Below are 16271 nucleotides of genomic sequence, written 5' to 3'. Positions count from 1 at the left end.
CGCAAATGATAATTCGTCGCATTATTGTCGACACAATCAGGGTTCGGAAGCAAGTCGCCCTTTTCGCAGGTAAATACGCCCTGTAGGAGCGGGTTTACCCGCGAAGAGGGCCGACCTGACAACCGCTACCCAAGCTCACCCCGCAACCACTCGAGAAACCCCCGCGCCAGCGGATCATCCTGGCTGTCCCGGTGCACCAGGCACGCCCACGCCGGCCCCCGCACCCGTTGCGGCGACAGCGCCTGCAAGCGCCCCTCGGCCACCGCCCGCTGCGCCAGCAACTGACTCACCAGGGCAATCCCCAGCCCTTCGCAGGCCGCATCGAGCAACAACCCCGGGTCGGAAAAATTCAGCCCCTTGCCCTGCTGCCCGACATCCTCGCCGCCCTCCACCTGCCAATGGCTCCAGTCCATCTCGCGCTCGCCATGCAGGGTGCAACGACCCGCGGCCGGCAACGACGGCTGGCAGGCCGGATACAGCTGGTCCTGATGCAGCACGCTGAAGCTGCATTCCGCCTGCGCGCTGAGGTCGTCACGGATGGCCAGGTCGATGGTCTGGCTGGCCATGTCGGGCACCTCAAAACTGGTGAACAGCCACAGGTCCACCTCCGGGCAGCGCTGGCGAAAATCCCCCAGCCGCGGCAGCAGCCAATGCCGGGCGAACGCCGGCGTGGTGTTGACCACCAGCTGATTGGGCTTGCGGTACTGGTCGAGCCGGCGAATACCCACCGCCAGTTGCTGCAGCATCGACTGAGTGGTGCTGAGCAGGTCATGCCCGGCATCGGTCAGGCTGACGCTGCGCCCGTTGCGGTGGAACAACGGCTGCTCCAGGTAACTTTCCAGGCTGCGGATCTGCTGGCTGATCGCCGATTGGGTGAGGTTCAGCGCCTCGGCGGCCTTGTGAAAACTGCCCAGGCGGGCAGCCGCTTCAAAGCCGCGCAAGGCATTCAGTGGGGGCCAGTGTTTGAGCATGGTGATAAGCCTGACTGATCAGATATACGCTAAATCTATCGTTTGTCGCTGCCCCTTCCTAGCCCTAGCATTGACACCAACACCCGCGACGGCGGGCTTCGTTGATAAATAATTCTTACTTGAACGGAGTTGTCTATGCACCTGTCCACCGACAGCGGCTGGCGTATGCCCGCCGAATGGGCCCGCCACGCCGCCACCTGGATGATCTGGCCACACAACCAAGCCCTGTGGGAGTCCGGCTGGGGCGTGACCCTGGCGGATGTGCAGCGTGACTATGCCAAGGTCGCCACTGCCATCGCCCGCTTCGAGCCGGTGAAAATGGTCGTCCACCCGTCGGCCGTCGCCAGCGCCAGGGGCCTGTGCGGTCATGGCATCGAGCTGGTGGAACTGGCCGTGGACGACAGCTGGTGCCGCGACAGCGGGCCGAGCTTTATCTGCCACCCGCAGCAGGGCTTGGCGGGCCTGAGCTGGCGCTTCAACGCCTGGGGCGACAAGTCCGAGCATGGGCACGACCGCAGCCTTGGCCGGCGCATCCTTGACCACCTTGGGCTTGAGGGTTTCAGCACCCCACTGTGCAACGAAGGCGGTGCGATTCATGTGGACGGCGAAGGCACCCTGATCACCACCGAATCGGTGCTGCTCAACCCCAACCGCAACCCCGGCATCAGCAAGGCCGACTTCGAGGACTGCTTCGCCCGCGTGCTGGGCATCCGCAAGACGATCTGGCTGCCGGGTGACCCGGACTACGTCACCGGCGACATGACCGATGGCCACGTCGATGGCGTCTGCGCCTTCGCCCGCCCCGGCGTGCTGCTGGTCGACGCGACCCATGAGCACGGCTCGGTGTACGCGCAAGTAGCGCGGGACAATCGCCGCGCCCTCGAGCTCGCCACAGACGCCCAAGGCCGCGCGTTCGAGCTGCTCGACCTGTATGAGGCGAGCGCGGCCGTCGACCCCGAAGCCGAGGTGTTCTGCGCCTCCTACACCAACTTCTACCTGTGCAACGGCGCGGTCATCATGCCGGCCTATGGCATCGACGCCGACCAGGCCGCCGCCCGCCAACTGGCGCTGGCCTTCCCCGGCCGCGAAATCGTCCCGGTGCGCATCGACCACATCGCCCACGGCGGCGGCGGCATCCACTGCATCACCCAGCAGCAGCCGGCCTGGCCACTGCAGGAGGCGCGGCCATGAGCCTGCTGCGCATTGCCACCACGCAAATGAGCTGCGACTGGAACCTGCCGGCCAACCTCGACCGCGCCGAGCAACTGGTGCGCCAGGCGGCGGCCCAGGGCGCGCAGGTGATCCTGCTGCAGGAGCTGTTCGCCACGCCGTACTTCTGCATCGAGCAGTGCCACAGCCACCAGGCGCTGGCCCAGACGTATGAACACAGCCCGTTGCTCAAACGCTTTGCGGCGCTGGCCGGCGAGCTTGGCGTGGTGCTGCCGTTGAGCTGGTACGAGCGCGCCGGCAACGCCTTCTTCAACTCGCTGAGCGTGGCCGATGCCGACGGGCGCTTGCTCGGGGTCTACCGCAAGGCCCACATCCCCAACGCCATCGGCTACCAGGAGAAGGAGTACTTCAGCCCCGGCGACACCGGCTTCAAGGTCTGGGACACCGCGTTCGGCCGCCTGGGTATCGGTATCTGCTGGGACCAGTGGTTCCCCGAGACCGCCCGCTGCCTGGCCCTGATGGGCGCCGAAGTGCTGTTGTTCCCCACCGCCATCGGCTCCGAGCCCGGCGCCGCCGAGGTCGACTCGCGCGACCATTGGCAGATCGCCATGCGCGGCCACGCTGCCGCCAACCTGCTGCCGGTGGTCGCGGCCAATCGGGTCGGCCGCGAAGTCGCACCCAGCGACCAGAACCTTGCCATGCGCTTCTACGGCTCGTCGTTCATCTGCGACCACAAGGGCGCGCTGCTGGCCGAAGCCGACCGCGACAGCAGCGGCGTCTGGCTGCACGACCTGGACCTTGCGCGCATGCGCGAAGACCGCCTGAGCTGGGGCATCTACCGCGACCGCCGCCCCGACCTGTACGCGCCGCTGATGACACTCGACGGCCAACCCAGCACGAGGACCTGAACATGCCCCTGCGCCCTTGCCACCTGCTCGCGGCTGTTGCCCTGGCGTCCTGCGCCAGCCACGCCGTGGCCGAACAACCGACCCTGCGCCTGTACAACTGGGCCGACTATTTTGCCGAGGACACCCTCAAGCGGTTTACCGCCGAAACCGGCATCCAGGTGATCTACGACGTCATGGACGGCAGCGAAGTGCTCGAAGCCAAGCTGATGTCCGGGCGCAGCGGGTATGACCTGGTGTTCCCGGGGGACACCGTGGCCGAACGGCTGATGCGCGCCGGCAGCCTGCAACCGCTCGACCGCAGCCAACTGCCGGCACTGGATGACCTCGAGCCGGGCCTGCGCAAGCTGCACGACCAATACCCCAAGGCGCGCCAGGCGACCGTGCCCTACACCTGGGGCACCATTGGCCTGACGGTGAATGCCGACAAGGTCCGCCAGCGCATGCCCGATGCGCCGCTGAACAGCCTCGACCTGTTGCTCAAGCCGGAACTGGCGGCGAAGTTCGCCGACTGCGGCATCTCGATCATCGACTCGCCCGACGAAGCGCTCGCCGTGGTGCTCAACTACCTAGGCCGCGAACCACGCAGCGCCAAGCGCGAAGACCTGCAGGCGGCCAGCGAGCTGCTCAGCGCCATCCGCCCGTACGTGCGCAAGTTCCAGTCGCAGCCGGTGACCGAACTGGTCAACGAAAACCTCTGCCTGTCGCTCGGTTACAGCGGCGACGTGATCCAGGCCCAGCGCACCGCCGCCGCCGCGGGCAAGGCCATCGACTTCCAGTACCGCGTACCGCGCGAGGGCACCACGGTGTGGATGGACACCATGGCCATCCCCGCCGACGCACGCCACCCGGAGTACGCCTATCGTTTCATCAACTTCGTCACGCGCCCGGAAAACATGGCCGCGATCAGCAACTTCACCGGCTACCCCACCGCCAGCGCCAAGGCGCGCCTGGCCGTGGATGCGCAGATGCGCGACAACCCCGACATCTACCTCGACGACGCGACCTATGCCCGGCTGATCCCGGGCAAGGACATCCCCCAGGCAGACATGCGTGCGCGCATGCGCGTGTGGACCCGCTTCAAGACTGCACAGGACTGACCCCATGCCGACCCGCCGAACCTTTCTGCAACTGTCCCTGGCCGCCGGCCTTGGCGCCGGGCTCGGGCTGCCGCTGGGCGCTGCGCGTGCCGCCGAAGCCGGCCGCTGGTTCATGCCCGACGAGGGCGAAGCGCAGCAGCGTGCCTACCTCGCCTTTGGCGCCCAGGAGGCCATCTGGGAAGACTTTACCGCCGATGTGCAGGCCGCCCTGGGGCGCATTGCCCGCGCCATTGCCGGCTATCAGCCGGTGACGGTGTTCTGCCGCGCCAGCGAGCGGGCGTTGGCGGAGCAGCACTGTGGCAGCCACAACGTCACCTTTGTCAGCTGCCCGCTGGACGACATCTGGATGCGCGACATCGGCGCCAACTTCGTCGTCGACGATGACGGCGCGCTCGGCGCAGTGGGCTTCAACTTCAATGGCTGGGGTGGCAAGCAACGCCACGCCAACGATGCCCGCCTGGCGGCGCGGGTCGCCACCCTGGCCGGCGCGCAGTACCAGCGCAGCGAGCTGGTCGGTGAAGGTGGCGGGATCGAGGTGGACGGGCATGGCACCGGGATCATGACCGAGAGCTGCTGGGTCAACGAAAACCGCAACCCTGGCTGGAGCAAGGCCGAGGTCGAGGAAGAACTCAAGGCGCGGCTGGGGCTGCGCAAGATCATCTGGCTGCCGGGGATCAAGGGCAAGGACATCACCGATGCGCATGTGGACTTCTATGCCCGCTTTGTCCGGCCTGGGGTGGTGGTGGCGAATCTGGACAGCGATCCGCAGTCCTATGATCACGCGGTGACCAAGCGGCATCTGGAGATTCTGCAGAAGGCCACCGACGCAGATGGGCGCCGGCTGGAGATTCATTTGCTGTCGCCACCGCTGGCGCCGCGGCGGAGCAAGTTCAGCCGGGGGAATGCGGATTTTGCGGCGGGGTATATCAATTATTTCGTGATCAATGGGGCGGTGATTGCGCCGCAATTCGGTGATCAAGAGGCGGATGAAAAAGCCCGCGGATTGTTGGTGAAGCTGTATCCGAGGCGGGCGGTGGTGCAGCTGGATATCGATGCGATTGCGGCGGGCGGTGGCGGCATCCACTGCGTTACTCACCAGTGCCCGGCGGTGTAATCAGGGCCTCTGGGGCTGCTTCGCAGCCCTTTCGCGACACAAGGCCGCTCCCACAGGGAAAGCGCTGCTCTCAAGCCTTGCGCAACCCCTGTGGGAGCGGCCTTGTGTCGCGAAAGGGCCGCGAAGCGGCCCCAGGTTCACGAATCTTCAGGCCCACGCCTACGCCCGGTAATCATCGACCACGGCAAGTTCTCACGCATCCGCACACTCTCGACGATCGCCGCCAGCACATGCACGCAGACCAACCCCAGCAGCGTATTGGCGAGCACGGCATGTATATCCACCGGCCAGTCCGCGCCCCAGAGCGCGTCCACCTCCTGCGACAACCACCCGGTCAGCCCCAGCCCGGCAATGCACCCCAGCATCAGCAGCATCACCAACGCGCCAATCGGCGAATGCCCGAGCCGATGAAAAGGCTGCCCACGCAGCACCGCCCGCGTATGCGCAGCCAGCCGCGCCGGGGTCGGCCAGAAGTCGACCCAACGCGCACTCCGCGGCCCGACGAAGCCCCACCCGACCCGCACCAGCACACAGCCCACGGCGTAATACCCGAGCCACTGGTGCCAGTCGTCACCTTCCTCGTTGAAGAAGTAATTGGCGAAGAACACCGTCGCCACTGACCAATGGCAGAACCTGAGCAGCGGGTCCCACAGCCGCACCGTGGCGGCAGGCATCAGTCTTCGATCTCGGTCTTCACCGCCTTGCCGCTGACCGGATCATGGTAGATCTCGACCTTGCGGCCCTGCGGGTCGAAGCCATAGATCTCGTAGCAATTGCCCTTGGTGACCTTGAACTTGTTGATCTTGTAGCCCTGATCCTTGAGCTGGGTCTGGAATTTCTCCGGGTCCTGCCAGGTGCTGCGTTCGGCGGTGGTGCAGGTGGGCGAGGCAAGAACGGTGCCGCTGACGAGCAGCAGGCTGAGCATGATCAGGGTACGCATGCCAATGAGCTCCAGTGTGGGTGAACCAGCGTGATGCGCGGCCAAGCCCAAAAAGCTTAGCTGTGTGGTAGCAAGTCACTCGCCGCCCATTCATTTGCTTTTCACATCAATCACTCAGAAAAACAAACTTAACAAATCAGCCAATCCCCCCGATGCTGGTGCACCGCGTCGTCCCGGCGCCTCACCCTGCATGGAGAACACCACAATGAATGAAGTCGTCATCGTCGCGGCTACCCGCACGGCCATTGGCAGTTTCCAGGGTGCCCTGGCCAGCGTGCCGGCGGTCGACCTCGGCGCGGCGGTGATCAAGCGCCTGCTCGAGCAGACCGGGCTCGACCCGGCGCAGGTCGATGAGGTGATTCTCGGCCAGGTGCTCACCGCCGGTGCCGGGCAGAATCCTGCGCGCCAGGCCGCGGTCAAGGCCGGCCTGCCCTTCGCGGTGCCGGCGCTGACCCTGAACAAGGTCTGCGGCTCGGGCCTGAAGGCGCTGCACCTGGCGACCCAGGCGATTCGCTGTGGCGATGCCGAGGTGGTGATCGCCGGTGGCCAGGAGAACATGAGCCTGGCGCCCTACGTCATGCCGTCCGCACGCACCGGCCAGCGCATGGGCCATGGGCAGTTGATCGACAGCATGATCAGCGATGGCCTGTGGGATGCGTTCAACGACTACCACATGGGCATCACCGCCGAGAACCTGGTGGATACATTCGACATCAGCCGTGAGCAGCAGGATGCGTTTGCTGCTGCGTCGCAGCGCAAGGCGGTGGCGGCGATCGAGGTTGGGCGCTTCAAGGAGGAGATCACGCCGATCGTGTTGCCGCAGAAAAAGGGCGAGCCAACGATCGTCGACCGTGACGAGCAGCCGCGCCCCGAGACCACGGCCGAGTCGCTGGCCAAGCTGCGGCCGGCGTTCAAGAAGGACGGCAGCGTCACGGCGGGCAACGCCTCCAGCCTCAACGACGGGGCCGCCGCCGTGCTGCTGATGAGCGCGACCAAGGCCAAGGCGCTGGGCTTGCCGGTATTGGCGAGGATTGCCGCCTATGCCAGTGCCGGCGTCGACCCGGCGATCATGGGCATTGGCCCGGTGTCGGCGACCCAGCGCTGCCTGGAAAAGGCCGGCTGGCAGCTCGCGGACCTCGACCTGATCGAAGCCAACGAAGCGTTTGCCGCCCAGGCGCTGGCGGTGGGTAAATCGCTGGAGTGGGATGCCGAGCGGGTCAACGTCAATGGCGGCGCCATCGCCTTGGGCCACCCGATTGGTGCTTCCGGTTGCCGCGTGCTGGTGACGCTGCTGCACGAGATGATCAAGCGCGATGCGCACAAAGGTCTGGCGACGCTGTGCATTGGCGGTGGTCAGGGCGTGGCCTTGGCGATCGAACGCTGACCACCCCCCAACCGCCGCACAGGCCCGTGCCGACCCTCCAATCCTCGGCTCGGCACGGCCCCTGTAGGAGCTGGCTTGTCCTGCGATGGGCTGCGCAGCAGCCCCAAGGTCTCAGCTCAGAATCGCTCATCCAGAATCGCCGGCAAGGTCAGCTCCCTGACATAACTCGCCGCCGAAAGACTCAAGATCGTACGCACCATCAACACCACATCATGCACGGGTATCAGCCCCCCTGCCCCCCGCTGCGCCGCCTCGTCCAGCGGCACCGCCAAACCATCCTCGGTATTCAGATAGCCCAGGTTCAGGCACGTCACCCCCAACTGCTGGTCCCGATACCCCTCGCGCAGCGCCTCGGCAATCCCGCGCAAGGCAAACTTCGACGCTGCAAATGTCACCTCCGGCCGCCCACTCTGCGGCAGCCCAGACGTCGAGCCCGTCAGGATGATCCGCGGTCTGTCGCTCTTGAGCAGCACCGGCAACAAGCGCTTGATCAGCAAGATCGTTGAGGTGATGTTGCAACTGACCATGTGCTCCAGTTGCGGATCACTGTCGGCCAGAAAACGGTACCCCTCCTCGAACGCCTGCGTCTCCCACACCCCTAGGTTGTAGATCAACGCATCGACGCCGCCCTGCTGCACTGCCTCGACGATGGCCTCCACAGCCCGACCCGGCTGCCCCAGGTCTGCGGTAACCCACTGCACCTCGATGCCAGCCCTTGCCGGCAGCGGTTCAGGCTGCGCGCGCGACACGCCGATCAGCGTATCGCCCGGGTCGCCAAGGCCCTCGATCAATGCCTTGCCCAGCCCTTTGCTGGCACCTACCACCAGTACTTTCATGCAACGCTCCCTGTCGACAAGATTGCCAGCGGCCATCCAAACAGAAGCCCAAACAGCCGGCAAAGCCTCAGGTGTATCAAGACATGACCCTGACTCGCCGCAACGCAAAACGGGACGCAGTGCGTCCCGTTGCCGTACTTACCGCATCGCTCAGGCCAGGGCTGCGCCACGCAGTTCCCGCGCCGCCGCGACCCTGTTGACCCGCGCCATGTCCGCACGCGAGGGCTCGAAGGTGATCACTTCGGCGACCGGCTGATTGATGGCCTGGGTCAGCTCCGCGACCTCCTGGCATTTCTGCACCGCGAGCGCCAGCCGGTCTTCACCGCCCAGGTCGACCGGGCTGTGCAGCAGCGAGCAGGACGGCGCCACCCACAGGCGATCACCGAGGCGCTGGGCCGCGTGGCGCAGCACATCCAGGGTCTGTTCCTGGTCGCAGCGCGCGATATCGCGGCCATTGACCACACCCAGCGACAGCACCTTATAGGCAGGCAGACGATCGAGGACAGTCAGGTACCGTTCTGGCGCGCGGGCCAAGTCGACGTGCAGGCCATCGACGGGGAGATTGGCGGCCAGGCCAAGGTTACCTTCCAGGCCACCGGAATAGGTCGCGACGAGCTTTTTCAGCGGCGCGCGCTGAAGGATGTTGTAGACGCGCTCGTAGGCATTCTTCCACGCCTGCGGCAGGTCCAGGACCAGGATCGGCTCATCGATCTGCACCCACTCCACGCCCTGGGCAGCCAGGCGGTTGAAGATCTCGTCGTACAGCGGCAGCAGGCGGTCGACCAGTTCCAGCTTGTCGAACTCAGCGCCTTGGGTCTTGCCCAGCCACAGGTAGGTCAGCGGGCCGATCACTACCGGCTTGACGGCATGGCCCAGGGCCTTGGCTTCGTCCACCTCTTCGAACAGTTGCTCCCAGCTCAGGGCGAACTGTTGATCGGCGGTGAACGCGGGGACCCGGTACTGATCGTTGGTGTCGAACCAGGTGGCCAGTTCCTGCGCGTGGGCAACGTCGTGCCCCTGCAAACGCGCCGGAAGCACGCCGAAGGCCAGCGAGTGGCTCAAAACCTGGTCGTACCAGGCGAAGTCGCCGACGGGCAGCAGCTCGATACCGGCGTCTTTCTGGGCTTGCCAGTGGCTGGCGCGAAACTGGCGGCCAACGGCGCGCAGGCCGGCCTCGTCCAGCTCGCCTTTGCGGAAGGCGTCCTGGGCATTCTTCAGCTCACGGTCGCGGCCGATGTGTGGGAAACCCAGGTTGTGCGCCAGTGCCATGTTTCTTGTCCCGTAGAGTGGAAATTCAATGAGGGGATTTTCCGGGGATCGAGGTTGTGAGACAAACTCATATAATTTGTAGTCATCGCGAGATTTTTTCATGACCACAGCGTGCTCGGCCTGCTGCGCGATGTCTCAACCGAATCACTAGCCTGCGCATCCAGACAAGCGCCGCCCCCCAACATCCCGCACACTGCCACCCTACCCCGACCCGGTGACCCGCCCCCATGAGCCTGCTGAAAGAGGCGCTGCACGAACACCGCTTCGTCTGCGTCATGGAGTTCGTCCCCAAGCCCAGCGCTGATCGCTTCGCCGCGATCGAAGCGATCATGGCCCGCACCCAGCTGTGCGGCTGGCCCCTGACCGTGGCCATCGGCGACCGCGTCGGCAGCCCGCTGGACATGTCGCCCCTGGACGCCTTCACGTCCTTCGACACCCCCGTGCCCGCCCTGCTGCACTTCTCCGGCAAAGCCCGTGAACGCCAGGACCTGCTCACCCAGCTGCAGCACATGGACGCCGCCGGCCTCGACCAGCTACTGATCCTCACCGGCGACCGCCTGCCCGGCCACGAGCCCGGCCAGCGCCCGGTGCGCTACCTCGAGTCCGTCGCCGCCTTGCAGATCGCCCGCCAGGCGCGCCCCAACTGGCTGCTCGGCGCCGCCCTCAACCCCTTCAAGTACGTTGAGGAGGAAGGCGGCGCGCAGTACTTCAAGGCCGAGAAAAAGCTCACGGCGGGCGCGGACTTCATGACCCTGCAACTCGGCTACGACGACCGCAAGCACCACGAAGCCCTGCAGTGGATGCGCCGCCAACGCTCGCCCAAGCCCCTGATCGCCTGCCTGATGGCCCTGACCCACGGCCGCGCGAAGATGCTCGAGCACGTCGCCGGCGCTGTCGTCACGCCCTCCATGCGCGAGATCCTCGCGGCCGAGCTCGAGGTGTCCAAGGCATTCGCCCAGGCGCGCAGCGTGGAGCGCCTGGCACTGCAGATCATCGGGTTGAAGTTGATGGGGTATGCCGGCGTGCACCTGTCGGGGATTCACGACCTTGCCCAGCTGCACGCGCTGGAGCAGGCGCTGGAGACCTGGCAGCCGCAGATCGACACGCTGGAGCAGTGGGCGCCGGCGTGGGCAGCCAGTTGGCAGATGCCAGGGTTGCCTGCCGTGGCCTTCAACCCACCGGGTGCGAACTGGCGGCTCGGCGAATCCCACGTCAGCGCCAGCCCTCGCGAGAAAGCGCGGTATCACCTGCTGTCCGGTTTCCACGCGTTGCTGTTTGACCGGCGCAACTGGGTCAGCCGCGCATTCGGCTGGGCCGTGACCCGCCCGCTCTGGTTATCGCCCGGCGCCGCACGCGTGCTGCATGGGCTGGAACGCAGCATCAAAAGGCCGCTGGTGGGCTGTGACACCTGCGGCAGTTGCCGACTGCAAGATACGCTTTATATCTGCCCTGAGACGTGCCCCAAAGGCCTCGCCAATGGGCCTTGCGGCGGGACATCGCTGAACCGCTGCGAGTTTGGCGATCGAGAGTGCGTGCACAGCGTGAAATATCGGACGGCCAAGTCGGTGGGGCAGACGGCCGTGCTTACTGAGCGGCTGATCCCTTGTGTTGAGGTGGAGAGCCGCCATCGGAGTTCTTGGCCGGGGTGGTTTGAGGTGGGGCAAGCAGTGGGAGCGAATATGAGTGAGCGCGGCGTTGGGCTGCGTAAAGAGACTGAGGCGGTGCCAGCAGTGCCGGGCAAGGCGCCCAGAAAGCGGAATGATGCACTCGCTGAACTGGATAGCTAGTCGTAGCTTGGAAAATGGACTCAGCGCTCTAGCTCATCCAGCCGCTGATGAGCGAGCGTCCAGGGCAAACGCCGGGCATTCGATTTCATCAGCTCGTAGGCTGCGTGGGCTTGAGCAAGCGAAATGATGTTGCTGCCCACGAGCGCCTCAACCACCCACAGCGTACCTTTGACCTCCACCCCTTCTCTGACTGCAGCCTTGCGCAACGCCTCATCGCCAGAAAGCAGCGGACAATTCTCCTGCTTGGCCAACGCGAGAGCGAAGCAGTCATTGCGGCTCGGCCCGCGCACTCTAGCAATGAGATTCATCGCATAAAGCATGGTGTCTGGGCTCAGTTCGCCCAACTCAAGCCCACGCTCCAACAGGTGCGCATGCTGTGATTCAAGTTCGTCATAGAAAAGAATATCGGGAATGGTGAACCGGTACGCAAGCCTGAAGAGCTGTTCAAGCAGCCCTCCTTCCTCGAGGTCGATCAGGATGTTGGCATCACTGATGAGCAGCTGCATCCAACAACTCCAGCTTACGCGCCTGATGGAAATGGAACACAGTCATCCCCAAAAGCTCGGCGGCCTTGGACTCACCGACAATGCCCTCCCCCAGCGCACGATAGACAAGTTGCTGGAACAATCGCGTGGTCTCCTGGCGATACGGTTGCCCTGGCTCCTGCTTACGCCAGCCTTGCTTGACGAAGACCATGAACAGGCGCTCTCGGACATTTTGCGCGACGATACCCAGGTCACCTGCTCGGTAAAGGCAGCCCTGCATGCTCAGGCCATATTCGGCCTTGAGCAGGTAGAGTTCACGCATCTCCAGCATGTGCCGCTGGCTGCCCAGATGTTGGCGCATCGCGCTGGCGGGTGCCAGGAATGCCGACGCGAAACGATTACAAGCCTTTTCCTCGTCTAGCTCTGATGCCAGACGCTCATGCAACAGCAAATGCCCTAGCTCATGGGCAAGGGTGAAACGCTGCCGGTCCCCAGGCCAGTTGCTGGACACCACAATCACCGGTTGGCCGCCCACGCTAGCCTGAAGGCCATCGAACTTAGCGTGCGCCTCGACATCGGTGATGATCACCAGGATGCCGTGCGTCTCGAGCACATCAATCAGGTCAGGGATCGGACTCAAGCCAAGCGCCCACTGAGCCCGCACATGGTCAGCCAGACCGTCGACCTGCTCCAGCGTACTGACTCGCCCAGGCAGCCCGGCGGGCGGGGCATAGGCCTGCAGAGGAAACTCCGGCCAGGCATTGATCAGTTCCTGCCAGCGCTCAGCCTGATCGAGCACGTCGGCCTCGATCCGCTTTAGCGTTGCCTTGGGCGTATTGGAGCGCTTGCGATACTCGACACCCGAGAGTTCGACCTTTACGGGCCGGAAGAAATACTCAGCCCGCACCGAAAGCGCCTTGCACAACCGGATCAGCGTGGCGGAGCCAGGCATGCTCTGGTCATGCTCGTACTTCTTGATCATGTTGGCACTGACGCCGGCCAGGTCTCCGAGCGCCTGCATCGACAGGCCTGCGGCAGCGCGAGCGCGTTTCAGGCGTTCACCGATCATGGCTGACCTCTCTGAGCGGTTTATAGAATTTATAAATTCTCTAAAAATATAAACCTGCTACGGACGAAAGTCGACCTGTTGGTGGTTGTGCTGCATGCAGAAAAGGCATGAAAGCGGGCCGTACCGCTCCCTCCCAGCCTGAATTGCCTAGGCCATTGGCAGCCAAGCGCACTGAGGCATTCGCTGAACAGGACAACTGAGCACTTGCTGCGCAGAAAACCTCGTTAAGATAAGCGCTCACGCCCTACAAGCCTTACGAGACCGCCAGCCAATGGTTAAACCTGTTCGCCCCTCCAAGCCCGCAGCATCGTTGTTTGTGCTGCGCATCGAACTTGAAGACATCGAGCCTAAGATCTGGCGTCGTGTAGTCGTGCCGGACACCATCACCCTGACTCGCCTGCACAAGGTCATCCAGGCTGCGATGGGCTGGCAGGATTGCCACCTGCATGAGTTTCACATCGGTGCCGAGCGCTACAGCGTCCCCGACCCGGATGGCTGGGGCAGCCCGGTGCAGTCAGAAGCCCGCAAGCGCTTGGCCAAAGTCCTCAATGGTCAGCATGAGTTTCGCTACCTCTACGACTTCGGTGACAGCTGGCAGCACCGGATCGAAGTGGAAGAAATCCTCCCGGCCATCGCCTACCCGCAGGTTCCGTGCTGCATCGACGGCGCCAATGCCTGCCCGCCGGAGGATGTCGGCGGACCTTGGGGCTACTCCGAGTTTGTCGCGGCGATGGCTGATGCTGACCACCCGGACCATGCGTTCAGGATGGAGTGGTTTGGGGAGGCGTTCGATGCTACGGAGTTTGACTGCGAGGAAACGAATGAGTGGGTCACGCGGCTGGAGTGCTGATCCTGTCACCGTTGTACTTGAGGCTGAATAGCGTCCGGCCTAGGTAAAGCGCTTTTGGCGGCTTGATGCGACTGATGCCAGGGCCTCGGTGTTAACCCAATTTTTGACTTGCAAACCTCTAATGCTTACAGTTAAAAAATAGAGTTAACACGAAGACTTGAAATGGCCACGCTCAGAGACGAAGTCAGGTTCTATCTTGAGTCCATCCTGGGCGTGCCAGCGCACGTGGAGCGGTCGAAGGCCAAGGTCGCTTACGGTATCCAGGATGCTTACGCGCTCTGCGAACTGACACTCCAGTTCGAAGACCCGACGCCGCCCCTTTTACTGCTAGCGTCCGTTGCCGACGAGTACCCGGGCGCAATCACTTTGGGCAAGCACATCGCTCAGGTCCGCAAAGCGACTGAGGCAGTGCCCGTATACGTCTGCAAATCCCTCTCCGCCCAGGAGCGCCGCAGCCTGATTGCGCACCGCCTCAACTTCATCCAGCCGGGCTACCAGATGTTCATTCCCGAGCTGGCAATGGACCTGCGCGAGCGCTTCCGCAAACGCGAGACACGCAGTGAGGTAGCCACACTGCTGCCTGCGGCCCAGGCAATGCTGCTCCGCTGCCTGTATGAGGGGTGGAGCGACCACCCGTTGTTCCAGGCAAATGCCCTCATGGGCAAGCTGAGATACAGCCGAGTCACGCTCTCTAAGGTTGTCGATCAGTTACTCCAGCTGAAGCTGATTCAACAGGCTCAACGCAAGGCTGCTACCCATTCATATGCGTTTGCAGGCACGCCATCTGAAGTCTTCAAGCAGGCCCTGCCATGCCTTCGCTCACCTGTGAAACGGAAAGTGGCAATTGATGCCAAACCGCCTCTTGGCAACGGCACATTCCTCGCGGGCGAAACTGCACTGGCGACGTATACGATGCTTGCCGAACCCCAACAGCCCGTCTACGGCATGACCAAGCAGCGGTTTGACCAACTGTCGCAAGCGCAGGTTTTCAGGGCTGTGGACTCGGTAGACGAGACCCACGCCTGGGTGGAGATCTGGGCATATGCCACGTTGGAAATATCCGGTGAAGTAGCGGATGAAGCTTCATTGCTCCTGAGTCTGGACACTAGTCCGGACGAGCGCATCCAGATTGCGCTCGATGAACTCAGGGAGCGATTGGAATGGCTGAAGTCAGAGGGCTAGCGCATTTTGGACGGTATTTCAGCGAGCATCGGCATCGCTATGTGCTGATTGGCGGTGTCGCTGCTTCGCTGACGATGGAGGATGCCGGGGAGACGTTCAGGACAACCAAGGACCTCGACATCGTCCTGGTCATCGAGGCGCTGAACAATGCGTTTTTCGCCACCTTCTGGGAGTACATCAAGAGCGGCGGCTATCGCATCAAGCAAAGCAGCATCGGACGTCCTGTGTTCTACCGCTTCCAGCACCCCTCGGATGAAGCTTACCCCGTGCAGATCGAGCTCTTCTCTCGGGCAACGGAAAGCCTTGAGCACCCCGAGAATGCGACGCTCACACCCATCCCTACTGATGAAGCATTGTCGAGTTTGTCTGCGATCCTGCTGGACGACGCTTACTACAACTTTCTTCTGGGTGGGCGCCAGCAGAATCAACTGCATTGCTACATCGGTGCTGATCGACTCATTCCGTTCAAAGCTAAAGCATGGCTGGATTTGTCGACTCGCCAGCAAGCAGGAGAAAAGATCGACGCAAGAAACATCCGCAAACACCGCAATGATGTACTGGCGCTAACGGGGTTGCTGACCTCCGATCCAGTCGAGCTACCAGACAGGATCACTGAGGATATGAAGGTGTTTCTGGAGTTGCTGGAGGGAGAGAACGTAAATTTGAAAGACTTGGGGCTCAGTGGCGAGCTGGCCGGAATCGTCGAGCGTCTGAAAAATACGTTTAGACTGCAGTGATCAAATGCATCACAGAATCCAAGCAAATTGGACAGTGAGAGGAGCCGCGCTTAAGTAAGCGCGGCCCACTCACAGGTTCTGCGCGCCTTGCCTAGCGGCTATCGACCGGTATCTCTTCGTCGGTCTTGAGCAGCTTGCCGCATTGCTCAGCCGCCAGACGACTGATGATGCGAATCGCCTGATGGATACCCGCCGTGTTGCGGAAGCTCAGTTGCGGATTGTGTTCACACTCCAGCACCTCGTCGTGCTGGACGAGCGCTTCACCAAGCAGTTCGAGGGTCCAGACAAAGCTCTGGACGCTGGACAAGCGTTCATTATCGGTCATGGGGATACCTTCTTTTGAACGGATTTACGGTGGGACTGGGTGTGGATTGGATAGAAGCAATGAGAGGACACCGTCGGCGCGCTGCGGCGGAGAGCGGATGCGAGGATGTTGCTCAGAATGCGGATAGGCATGCATGAGACTCCAAGT

At 63.3% G+C, this 16271-nt stretch carries 16 protein-coding genes and 1 pseudogene; 9 read left to right on the top strand and 8 right to left on the bottom strand.

Going from position 1 to position 16271, the window contains the following annotated elements; genetic code table 11:
- Positions 1–125 precede the first annotated feature (125 nt).
- Positions 126–971 (bottom strand): LysR substrate-binding domain-containing protein, encoded by an 846-nt coding sequence (locus CCOS865_RS04765; RefSeq protein ID WP_119138377.1) that lies wholly within the window; start codon positions 969–971, stop codon positions 126–128.
- 135 nt (positions 972–1106) lie between these two features.
- On the opposite strand from CCOS865_RS04765, the gene CCOS865_RS04760 reads away from it, so the two are divergent.
- The 4 genes from CCOS865_RS04760 to CCOS865_RS04745 are packed head-to-tail and all read left to right on the top strand — an operon-like array spanning position 1107 to position 5260.
- A complete protein-coding gene (locus CCOS865_RS04760; protein WP_119138375.1) occupies positions 1107–2162 on the top strand; it encodes an agmatine deiminase family protein in 1056 nt (351 codons plus the stop codon).
- Positions 2159–3049 (top strand): N-carbamoylputrescine amidase, encoded by an 891-nt coding sequence (aguB, locus tag CCOS865_RS04755; RefSeq protein ID WP_119138373.1) that lies wholly within the window; start codon positions 2159–2161, stop codon positions 3047–3049. The genes CCOS865_RS04760 and aguB overlap by 4 nt, the downstream gene beginning before the upstream one ends.
- 2 nt (positions 3050–3051) lie before the next feature.
- The gene (locus CCOS865_RS04750) at positions 3052–4146 is read left to right on the top strand and encodes an extracellular solute-binding protein (RefSeq protein WP_119138371.1); all 1095 of its coding nucleotides are present in this window, start codon (positions 3052–3054) and stop codon (positions 4144–4146) included.
- A gap of 4 nt (positions 4147–4150) precedes the next feature.
- Positions 4151–5260: an agmatine deiminase family protein gene (locus tag CCOS865_RS04745; RefSeq protein ID WP_119138369.1), complete on the top strand. Its 1110-nt coding sequence runs from the start codon at positions 4151–4153 to the stop codon at positions 5258–5260.
- A gap of 137 nt (positions 5261–5397) precedes the next feature.
- Here CCOS865_RS04745 and CCOS865_RS04740 read toward each other — a convergent pair whose 3' ends face one another.
- A complete protein-coding gene (locus CCOS865_RS04740) occupies positions 5398–5934 on the bottom strand; it encodes a cytochrome b/b6 domain-containing protein (protein WP_119138367.1) in 537 nt (178 codons plus the stop codon).
- On the bottom strand, positions 5934–6200 hold the full coding sequence (locus tag CCOS865_RS04735) for a PepSY domain-containing protein (RefSeq protein ID WP_119138365.1): 267 nt from the start codon (positions 6198–6200) through the stop codon (positions 5934–5936). The genes CCOS865_RS04740 and CCOS865_RS04735 overlap by 1 nt, the downstream gene beginning before the upstream one ends.
- Positions 6201–6405: 205 nt before the next feature.
- Here CCOS865_RS04735 and CCOS865_RS04730 point away from each other — a divergent pair, with 205 nt between their 5' ends.
- Positions 6406–7584, top strand: coding sequence for an acetyl-CoA C-acetyltransferase (locus CCOS865_RS04730; RefSeq protein ID WP_119138363.1), 1179 nt, complete (start codon positions 6406–6408; stop codon positions 7582–7584).
- Between the two features lie 116 nt (positions 7585–7700).
- On the opposite strand, the gene CCOS865_RS04725 is transcribed toward CCOS865_RS04730, so the two are convergent.
- The gene (locus CCOS865_RS04725) at positions 7701–8420 is read right to left on the bottom strand and encodes an SDR family NAD(P)-dependent oxidoreductase (RefSeq protein ID WP_119138361.1); all 720 of its coding nucleotides are present in this window, start codon (positions 8418–8420) and stop codon (positions 7701–7703) included.
- 171 nt (positions 8421–8591) lie between these two features.
- Positions 8592–9689 (bottom strand): annotated as a pseudogene (locus tag CCOS865_RS04720) (5-methyltetrahydropteroyltriglutamate--homocysteine S-methyltransferase); the annotation flags it as partial.
- Between the two features lie 227 nt (positions 9690–9916).
- Between CCOS865_RS04720 and CCOS865_RS04715 the strand changes: the two are divergent.
- Positions 9917–11476, top strand: a complete 1560-nt coding sequence (locus tag CCOS865_RS04715) for a methylenetetrahydrofolate reductase C-terminal domain-containing protein (protein WP_119138359.1) — start codon at positions 9917–9919, stop codon at positions 11474–11476.
- A gap of 20 nt (positions 11477–11496) precedes the next feature.
- Here the strand turns inward: CCOS865_RS04715 and CCOS865_RS04710 are convergent, their stop codons facing one another.
- Entirely contained in the window at positions 11497–11982 is a 486-nt protein-coding gene (locus CCOS865_RS04710; RefSeq protein WP_119138358.1) for a PIN domain-containing protein, read from the bottom strand.
- Positions 11963–13030, bottom strand: coding sequence for a helix-turn-helix domain-containing protein (locus tag CCOS865_RS04705; RefSeq protein ID WP_119138356.1), 1068 nt, complete (start codon positions 13028–13030; stop codon positions 11963–11965). The genes CCOS865_RS04710 and CCOS865_RS04705 overlap by 20 nt, the downstream gene beginning before the upstream one ends.
- A gap of 271 nt (positions 13031–13301) precedes the next feature.
- Here CCOS865_RS04705 and CCOS865_RS04700 point away from each other — a divergent pair, with 271 nt between their 5' ends.
- The 3 genes from CCOS865_RS04700 (at position 13302) to CCOS865_RS04690 (ending at position 15799) form a co-directional block, all read left to right on the top strand.
- A complete protein-coding gene (locus CCOS865_RS04700) occupies positions 13302–13880 on the top strand; it encodes a plasmid pRiA4b ORF-3 family protein (RefSeq protein ID WP_119138354.1) in 579 nt (192 codons plus the stop codon).
- Between the two features lie 162 nt (positions 13881–14042).
- Complete coding sequence (locus tag CCOS865_RS04695) at positions 14043–15062, top strand: hypothetical protein (RefSeq protein WP_119138352.1); 1020 nt, start codon at positions 14043–14045, stop codon at positions 15060–15062.
- Complete coding sequence (locus CCOS865_RS04690; protein WP_119138350.1) at positions 15041–15799, top strand: hypothetical protein; 759 nt, start codon at positions 15041–15043, stop codon at positions 15797–15799. The genes CCOS865_RS04695 and CCOS865_RS04690 overlap by 22 nt, the downstream gene beginning before the upstream one ends.
- A gap of 91 nt (positions 15800–15890) precedes the next feature.
- On the opposite strand, the gene CCOS865_RS04685 is transcribed toward CCOS865_RS04690, so the two are convergent.
- Positions 15891–16124 (bottom strand): hypothetical protein, encoded by a 234-nt coding sequence (locus CCOS865_RS04685; RefSeq protein ID WP_119138348.1) that lies wholly within the window; start codon positions 16122–16124, stop codon positions 15891–15893.
- Positions 16125–16271 lie beyond the last annotated feature (147 nt).

This window comes from Pseudomonas reidholzensis, assembly GCF_900536025.1.
GTDB classification, from domain to species: Bacteria; Pseudomonadota; Gammaproteobacteria; order Pseudomonadales; family Pseudomonadaceae; genus Aquipseudomonas; species Aquipseudomonas reidholzensis.
Note: the sequence above shows the minus strand (reverse complement) of the source record. Positions and strands in the feature narration are given on the sequence as shown.

Coding starts and splice junctions, on each gene's coding strand:
- CCOS865_RS04735 (WP_119138365.1), bottom strand. CDS start 6,200: ATGCGTACCCTGATCATGCTCAGCCTGCTGCTCGTCAGCGGCACCGTT.
- CCOS865_RS04750 (WP_119138371.1), top strand. CDS start 3,052: ATGCCCCTGCGCCCTTGCCACCTGCTCGCGGCTGTTGCCCTGGCGTCC.
- CCOS865_RS04765 (WP_119138377.1), bottom strand. CDS start 971: ATGCTCAAACACTGGCCCCCACTGAATGCCTTGCGCGGCTTTGAAGCG.
- CCOS865_RS04740 (WP_119138367.1), bottom strand. CDS start 5,934: ATGCCTGCCGCCACGGTGCGGCTGTGGGACCCGCTGCTCAGGTTCTGC.
- CCOS865_RS04705 (WP_119138356.1), bottom strand. CDS start 13,030: ATGATCGGTGAACGCCTGAAACGCGCTCGCGCTGCCGCAGGCCTGTCG.
- CCOS865_RS04730 (WP_119138363.1), top strand. CDS start 6,406: ATGAATGAAGTCGTCATCGTCGCGGCTACCCGCACGGCCATTGGCAGT.
- CCOS865_RS04715 (WP_119138359.1), top strand. CDS start 9,917: ATGAGCCTGCTGAAAGAGGCGCTGCACGAACACCGCTTCGTCTGCGTC.
- CCOS865_RS04695 (WP_119138352.1), top strand. CDS start 14,043: ATGGCCACGCTCAGAGACGAAGTCAGGTTCTATCTTGAGTCCATCCTG.
- CCOS865_RS04745 (WP_119138369.1), top strand. CDS start 4,151: ATGCCGACCCGCCGAACCTTTCTGCAACTGTCCCTGGCCGCCGGCCTT.
- CCOS865_RS04760 (WP_119138375.1), top strand. CDS start 1,107: ATGCACCTGTCCACCGACAGCGGCTGGCGTATGCCCGCCGAATGGGCC.
- CCOS865_RS04725 (WP_119138361.1), bottom strand. CDS start 8,420: ATGAAAGTACTGGTGGTAGGTGCCAGCAAAGGGCTGGGCAAGGCATTG.
- CCOS865_RS04690 (WP_119138350.1), top strand. CDS start 15,041: ATGGCTGAAGTCAGAGGGCTAGCGCATTTTGGACGGTATTTCAGCGAG.
- CCOS865_RS04710 (WP_119138358.1), bottom strand. CDS start 11,982: ATGCAGCTGCTCATCAGTGATGCCAACATCCTGATCGACCTCGAGGAA.
- CCOS865_RS04685 (WP_119138348.1), bottom strand. CDS start 16,124: ATGACCGATAATGAACGCTTGTCCAGCGTCCAGAGCTTTGTCTGGACC.
- CCOS865_RS04700 (WP_119138354.1), top strand. CDS start 13,302: ATGGTTAAACCTGTTCGCCCCTCCAAGCCCGCAGCATCGTTGTTTGTG.
- aguB (WP_119138373.1), top strand. CDS start 2,159: ATGAGCCTGCTGCGCATTGCCACCACGCAAATGAGCTGCGACTGGAAC.